Below are 6,572 nucleotides of genomic sequence, written 5' to 3'. Positions count from 1 at the left end.
GGGGGGGGGGGGGGGGGGGGGAGGTGGTCTAAAGGGGGGAGCGTTTCCAAACCCCAGGCAGCGTGGGTTTTGGGGGGGGGGGGGGGGGGGGGGGGGGGGGGTTTTTCCCCCCCCCCCCCCCCCCACCACCCGACTCATACGGCCGCTGTCGTCACTTCGCCTGCGTCAGGTCGTAGAAGGTCGCGCCGTCGACCGTCACCGACTCGAAGTTCCCCTGGACCCAGGAGCTGATCTGCGAGGAGGTGCCGTTGTTCCCGCCGCCCATGCCGCCACCGCCGCCGGAGATGAAGTAGTGGATCCTTCCTTCCTCCACGTACTTCTTGAACTCCGCGAGGGTCGGGGACGGGTCGGTGCCGTTGAAGCCGCCGATGGCCATGACCGGTTCGCCCGTGGAGAGTTGGTAGCTCGCCGCGTTCTGCGCGCCGATCGCGGCGGCCGCCCAGGTGTAGTCCCCGGCGTTCTTCTCCAGCAGTTCCCGGGCCTCGTCGCCGACGCTCGCGCCGTTGAGCAGACCGCCCATGCCGCCGCCACCGCCGCCCATCCGGCCGCCGTCGCCGGGCTGGGTCCAGCCGTTGCCCTGGCCCTGCGGCTGGGTCTGTGGGGAGCCGTTGCCGTTCTGCTGACCCTGCGGGCCGTTCGGGCCGCCGCCGAAGCCGCCGGTCGGGGGCCGGCCCATCGGACCGTTGCCGTTCTGGCCGTTGGGGCCGCCGCCCTGCTGGTTGTTCTGGCCCTGCCGGCCCGGCATACCGTCGCCACCGGGGCCGCCGCCCATGCCGCCGCCGGGACCACCGCGACCGCCCTGGACGGACGGGCCGGCCGTGATGATCGAGCCCGTGTGGCCCTCGCCCAGCGTGGTGAGGGTGTACGCCGTCGGACCCGCGAGCGCCGTGGCGAAGCTCAGGCCCACGACCGTGAGGGCCAGTTGTCGCCCGAGCCGGGCGATGAAGACCAGGCCGAGCGCGGCGACCAGGCCGCCGACCAGCACGACCCATTTCAGCCAGGGCAGGTAGTCGGAGGAGCGGCTGAGGAGCACATAGCCCCAGACCGCGGTGGCCGTCAGCGCGGCGGCCAGTGTGAGGGAGGCCCAGGGCCTGCCGCGCTCCTGCCGGAGCAGGGCCGCGCCCATACCGGTCAGGGGCGCGATGTAGGGGGCGAGGGCCACGGTGTAGTACTCGTGGAAGATGCCCTGCATGAAGCTGAACACCACCATGGTGATCAGCAGCGAGCCTCCCCAGAGGAGGAACGCGGCGCGGCTGTCGTCGGTGCGCCGCAGCCTGCGGGTGGCCCAGAGCGCGGCGCCGAACAGGATCAGCGCGGCCGGGATCAGCCAGGAGATCTGGCCGCCGATGGTGGAGCCGAACATCCGGTCCCAGCCGGTCTCGCCCCAGTTGCCGCCGCCGTTGCCGCCACCGCCGCCGCCGACGCTGCCCGTCTCCTCGCCGTTGATGCGGCCGAGGCCGTTGTAGCCGAAGGTCAGCTCTAGGAAGGAGTTGTTCTGCGAGCCGCCGATGTACGGGCGGGACGAGGCCGGCCACAGTTCGACGATCGCGACCCACCAGCCGCCGGAGACGACCATCGCGAGCCCGGCGAGCAGCACCTGGCCGACGCGCTTCCTCCAGGTGCCGGGGGCGAAGGCGACATACACGATCGCCAGCACCGGCAGGATCAGGAAGGCCTGGAGGGTCTTGACCAGGAAGGCGAGGCCGACGGCGACACCCGCCCAGACCAGCCACCTCGTCCGCGCCTTCTCCATCGCGCGGAGGGTGCAGTACACCGCGGCGGCCATCAGCAGCGCGAGGGCCGCGTCCGGGTTGTTGAAACGGAACATCAGCGCGGCGACGGGCGTGAGCGCGAACACCGCCATGGTGAGGAAGCCGGCCGTGGCGTCGAAGCGGCGGCGTACGGCCGCCCACAGCAGCCCGGCGGTGGCGACGGCCATCAGGACCTGCGGGAACAGGATCGCGAAGGAGTTCAGGCCGAGGAGCCGTACCGACAGGGCCATCGGCCACAGTGAGGCCGGGGGCTTGTCGACGGTGATGGCGTTGGCCGAGTCCAGGGACCCGAAGAAGAAGGCCTTCCAGGACTGGCTGCCCGCCTGCACGGCCGCCGAGTAGAAGGAGTTGGCGTACCCGGACGCCGTGAGGTTCCAGGTGTAGAGGCCGCCGATCAGCAGCAGCGCGAGGAGGAAGCCGGGGCGCACCCAGCGGTTGTCCTCCGGGCGCCCTCGCCACATCCGCCGGCCGAGGGGCTGCCCCGGCTCACCGGAGCCGGGAGCCGTGGGCGCCCCGGCCGTTTCCGGAACCACTGCTTCCGGTACGCCTGTGCTCGTCATGGGGGGCTCCCAGCCGGGGTCGGCGGGGCTCACACTCCCCTGGTGCTTCGTCGTGTCGGAGTGCGTGGTCATCGTGTGTGCCTCGAATCCTGGTCGTGCGGGCGCACCGGCCGCATCCGCATGGTCGCGTCCCCACGACCCGGTTCCGCGGCGTCACCGGCGCGGAACCGGGTCGTGGGGTACGGGGCGTCCCCGTACGGGGTCGTGGGCGCCGTCGCGTGGTCGGCGCGCCGGGTGGGCGGCGCCGCCGGGCGCTGGGCCGTCGGCTGGAACCGGTCCTGGTGGCCGTACGGGCCGGGCTGCCCCGGTCGTACCGCCGCTGTGGTCGCGTACACGGCCGTGGTGGCCGCGGCCGGGTCGCCGGGCCGGTGCGCGCTGACGACGGTCGAGGCCGCGGACATGCCGCCCTCGCGCCGGTCGGGGAACACCCAGGCCCGGAAGAGCAGGAACCGCAGCACCGTCGCCGCGAGGTTGGCGGCGACGAGGACGGCCAGTTCCGTGGAGTGCGCGGGGTCGCTGGTCGCCGCGTTCAGGGCGACCAGCGAGCCGCTGGTGAGCGTGAGGCCGATGCCGAACACCACCAGGCCCTGCGCCTGGTGCTTGACGGCGCCGCCCCGGCCCCGGACACCGAAGGTGAGGCGCCGGTTGGCCGCCGTGTTGGCGATCGCCGAGAGGAGCAGGGCGAGCGCGTTGGCGGTCTGCGACCCCGCGAGGGTACGGAAGCCGCTGTAGAGGAGCAGGTAGAAGAGGGTGGACAGGCCGCCCACGACGCAGAAGCCGAGAAGCTGGCGGGCGAGGCCGCGCGGTACGTCCTCGATGTCGCGGTCGCGGGGGTCGTCCCCGAAGGGGCGGGCGAGCCGGTCCAGGGCGATCGACCCGGTGGCGAGGGCCTTGCCGACCCGCCATACGCCCTTGAGGTCGTCGGTGGCCGTCTTGACGATGTGGACGGTCGAGTCGGGGTCGTCGACCCAGTCGACCGGCACCTCATGGATCCTGAGGCCGGCGCGCTCGGCGAGCACCAGCATCTCGGTGTCGAAGAACCACCCGGTGTCCTCGACGAGCGGCAGCAGCACCTGCGCCACGTCCCGCCGTATCGCCTTGAACCCGCACTGCGCGTCCGAGAAGCGGGCCTGGAGCGAGCCGCGCAGGATCAGGTTGTACGCGCGGCTGATGAACTCCCGCTTCGGGCCGCGCACCACCCGCGAGGAGCGGGCGAGCCGGGAGCCGATCGCGAGGTCCGAGTGACCGGAGATCAGCGGTGCCACCAGCGGCAGCAGGGCGTTCAGATCGGTGGACAGGTCCACGTCCATGTAGGCGAGGACCGGGGCGTCGGAGGCGGACCAGACGGTGTGCAGGGCCCGCCCGCGCCCTTTCTGCTCCAGCCGGATGGACCTGACCTCCGGGAGCTCCGCCTCCAGCCGCGCGGCCACCTGGGGGGTGGTGTCCGTGGACGCGTTGTCCGCGATCGTGATGCGGAACGCGTACGGGAAGGTCCGCGCGAGATGCTCGTGCAGTCTGCGGACGCACGGCTGGAGGTCCTTCTCCTCGTTGTGGACGGGGATCACTACGTCCAGGACAGTCGTACCGGCGTCTGTGGCCGGGAGGTGCTCCCGCGCCGGCAGGGTGCCGGGAGAAGAGTCGGTTCGCATGACCCGTACATTCGCGACCCGCCCTGTTATGCCCGTGTGCTGACGCTGTGCTGTGCCTGTGAGTCCGGCTGCCGGGGTGTCACGTCGACGGCGTCCTGGTCAGCACCGTGGTCCAGGTCGTCGAACTGCCAGTTGGCGGCGTCGTCGAGCAGGGCTCCGGCCCCGCCGAGGACGGGCAGGTGCACGGTGAACACGGTCCTGCCGGGCACGCTGTCGACGGTCACGGCCCCGCCGTGCGCGTCGGCCACGGCCTGCACGATGGCGAGCCCGAGGCCGGTCGAGCCGGACGCCCTGGACCGCGAGGAGTCCCCGCGCGCGAACCGCTCGAAGACATGCGGCAGCAGTCCCTCGGGGATGCCCTGCCCGTCGTCCTCGACGTCCACGCACATCCACGGCCCGCGCCGCTGCACCCGCGCGGTGACCGTGGTCCCGGGCGGTGTGTGCGTACGTGCGTTCGCCAACAGGTTGACGAGGACCTGTTGGAGCCGTGCCGCGTCCGCCGACACCAGGGCCGGCGCGTCCGGCAGGTCGAGCCGCCATGTGTGGCTCCGTCCGGCCGCCCGCGCGTCGCTGACGGTGTCCACGACCAGCGGGATCAGATCGGTCCGCTCGAACTGCAGCGGCCGGCCGGCGTCGAGCCGCGCCAGCAGCAGCAGATCCTCGACGAGCAGCGTCATCCGCCCGGACTCGGACTCGATCCGCCCCAGCGCGTGCCGGGTGTCGGGCCCGATCTCCTCCCGGCCGCGCCGGGTCAGCTCGGCGTAGCCACGGATGGACGCGAGCGGGGTCCGCAGCTCGTGACTGGCGTCCGCCACGAACTGCCGTACGCGTGTCTCGCTCTCCTGCCGCGAGTGCAGCGCGCCGTGGATGTGGTCGAGCATCCGGTTCAGCGCGGCCCCGACCTGCCCGACCTCGGTGTGCGGGTCGGTCTCGGACTCGGGCACGCGTTCGTTGAGAGTGACCTCGCCGGTGTGCAGCGGCAGTTCGGAGACCCGGGTCGCGGTGGCCGCCACCTTGCGCAGGGGCCGCAGGGCCACACCGACCAGCGCGGACCCGGCGACACCGGCGGCGACGAGTCCGGCGCCGGTGACGCTGAGCTCGACGATGATCAAGGTGTCGAGGGTGCCGGTGACCTCGGCGGTCGGCAGGGCGACGTAGAAGTTGCCCCGGCCCCCCTCGTCGTACTGCACCCGGTACTCCCCGAGGCCGGGGATGTCGACGTCGTGGGTTCCGGTCCTCGGCACCTTGCTGAGAGCGGCGGTCTGTTCGTCGTCGAGGAGCTTGGGCGTCATGCCCTCGAAGCCCTCGCTGTCGGAGTTCTTCTCCTTGGCGACGACCGCGTCGGTGATCCGGCCGGTACCGCTGACTTTCGCGACGACGGTGTTCGCCTCGGTACCGCCCTTGGTGACGAACCCGAACGGTTCGTCCGGCAGGGGTCCGCCGCCCATGCCGCCGCCCACCGGCCTCGCCGGCCCGCCGGCAGCACGCCGGGCGATCTCCTCGACCTGGTCGTTCAGCTGCTTGTCCAGGTGCCGGCCGAGCACGACCGTGGTCACCGTCCCGATCACCGCGCACACCACCGCGATCAACGCCACCGCGGAGACGACGAGTCGCGTACGCAGCGTGCGCGGCTGCCCCTTCCCTCGTCCCGGCCTGAGCCGCGACCGCCACTGCGTACGCGTTCGTCGTCGCCCGCTCATGACGCCGCGGGCTTGATCAGGTAGCCGGCCCCCCGCCGGGTGTGGATCATCGGCTCGCGCCCGGCGTCGATCTTCCGCCGCAGATAGGAGATGTACAGCTCGACCACGTTCGCCTGGCCGCCGAAGTCGTACGACCACACCCGGTCGAGGATCTGCGCCTTGCTGAGCACCCGCCGCGGGTTCCGCATCAGGAACCGCAGCAGCTCGAACTCGGTGGCGGTGAGGTGGATGTTGTCGCCGCCGCGTGACACCTCGTGGCTGTCCTCGTCGAGCATGAGGTCACCGACGACGAGCACCGAGTCGGAGCGCCGGTCGGCGGCGCCCGAGCGCCGGATGAGGCCCCGCAGCCGGGCGACGACCTCCTCCAGGCTGAACGGCTTGGTGACGTAGTCGTCGCCGCCGGCGGTGAGTCCGGCGATCCGGTCCTCGACGGCGTCCTTCGCGGTGAGGAAGAGGACCGGCACGTCGGGCAGCTCACGCCGCAGCCGCCCGAGGACGGTCAGCCCGTCCATGTCCGGAAGCATCATGTCCAGGACGACGGCGTCGGGCCGGAAGTCGCGCGCGGTCTGGAGGGCACCCGTGCCGTCCCCCGCACTGCGGATCTGCCATCCCTCATAGCGAAGAGCCATGGCCAGCAGCTCGCTGATCGACAGCTCGTCGTCCACCACAAGCACTCGGACGGGGCTCCCGTCCGGCCTCAGCAGTTCGGTGCGCCCCTGGGGCGAGGTCGTGGTCATGCTGAACACCTTGTCGGGGTCCTCTGAGAACACCCTTTCCGGAACCTGTGATTTTCCTGAGAAGCTGTTGTCTTTCCGGAGGTGATCGACGCGTTTCCGCTGGTCGGGGATAGGAGTGGTGGTTCCGTGGGAGTGGTGGCCTGTCGGGTCGTCG

At 71.9% G+C, this 6,572-nt stretch carries 4 protein-coding genes; all 4 read right to left on the bottom strand.

Going from position 1 to position 6,572, the window contains the following annotated elements:
- Positions 1-151 precede the first annotated feature (151 nt).
- Genes ACZ43N_RS34400 through ACZ43N_RS34385 form a run of 4 tightly spaced genes read right to left on the bottom strand, consistent with a single transcriptional unit; the run spans position 152 to position 6,418 of the window.
- Entirely contained in the window at positions 152-2,404 is a 2,253-nt protein-coding gene (locus ACZ43N_RS34400; protein WP_468102982.1) for an ArnT family glycosyltransferase, read from the bottom strand.
- Positions 2,401-3,981 (bottom strand): bifunctional glycosyltransferase family 2/GtrA family protein, encoded by a 1,581-nt coding sequence (locus ACZ43N_RS34395; RefSeq protein WP_468102981.1) that lies wholly within the window; start codon positions 3,979-3,981, stop codon positions 2,401-2,403. The genes ACZ43N_RS34400 and ACZ43N_RS34395 overlap by 4 nt, the downstream gene beginning before the upstream one ends.
- A gap of 26 nt (positions 3,982-4,007) precedes the next feature.
- Positions 4,008-5,681: a sensor histidine kinase gene (locus ACZ43N_RS34390; protein WP_468102980.1), complete on the bottom strand. Its 1,674-nt coding sequence runs from the start codon at positions 5,679-5,681 to the stop codon at positions 4,008-4,010.
- The gene (locus ACZ43N_RS34385; protein WP_468102979.1) at positions 5,678-6,418 is read right to left on the bottom strand and encodes a response regulator transcription factor; all 741 of its coding nucleotides are present in this window, start codon (positions 6,416-6,418) and stop codon (positions 5,678-5,680) included. Before ACZ43N_RS34385 ends, ACZ43N_RS34390 begins: the two co-directional genes overlap by 4 nt.
- Between the last annotated feature and the right edge of the window lie 154 nt (positions 6,419-6,572).

Source organism: Streptomyces sp. NPDC030814 (assembly GCF_055572155.1).
The sequence above is the reverse complement of the archived record's forward strand: the minus strand, read 5'-3'. Positions and strand labels throughout refer to the sequence as shown.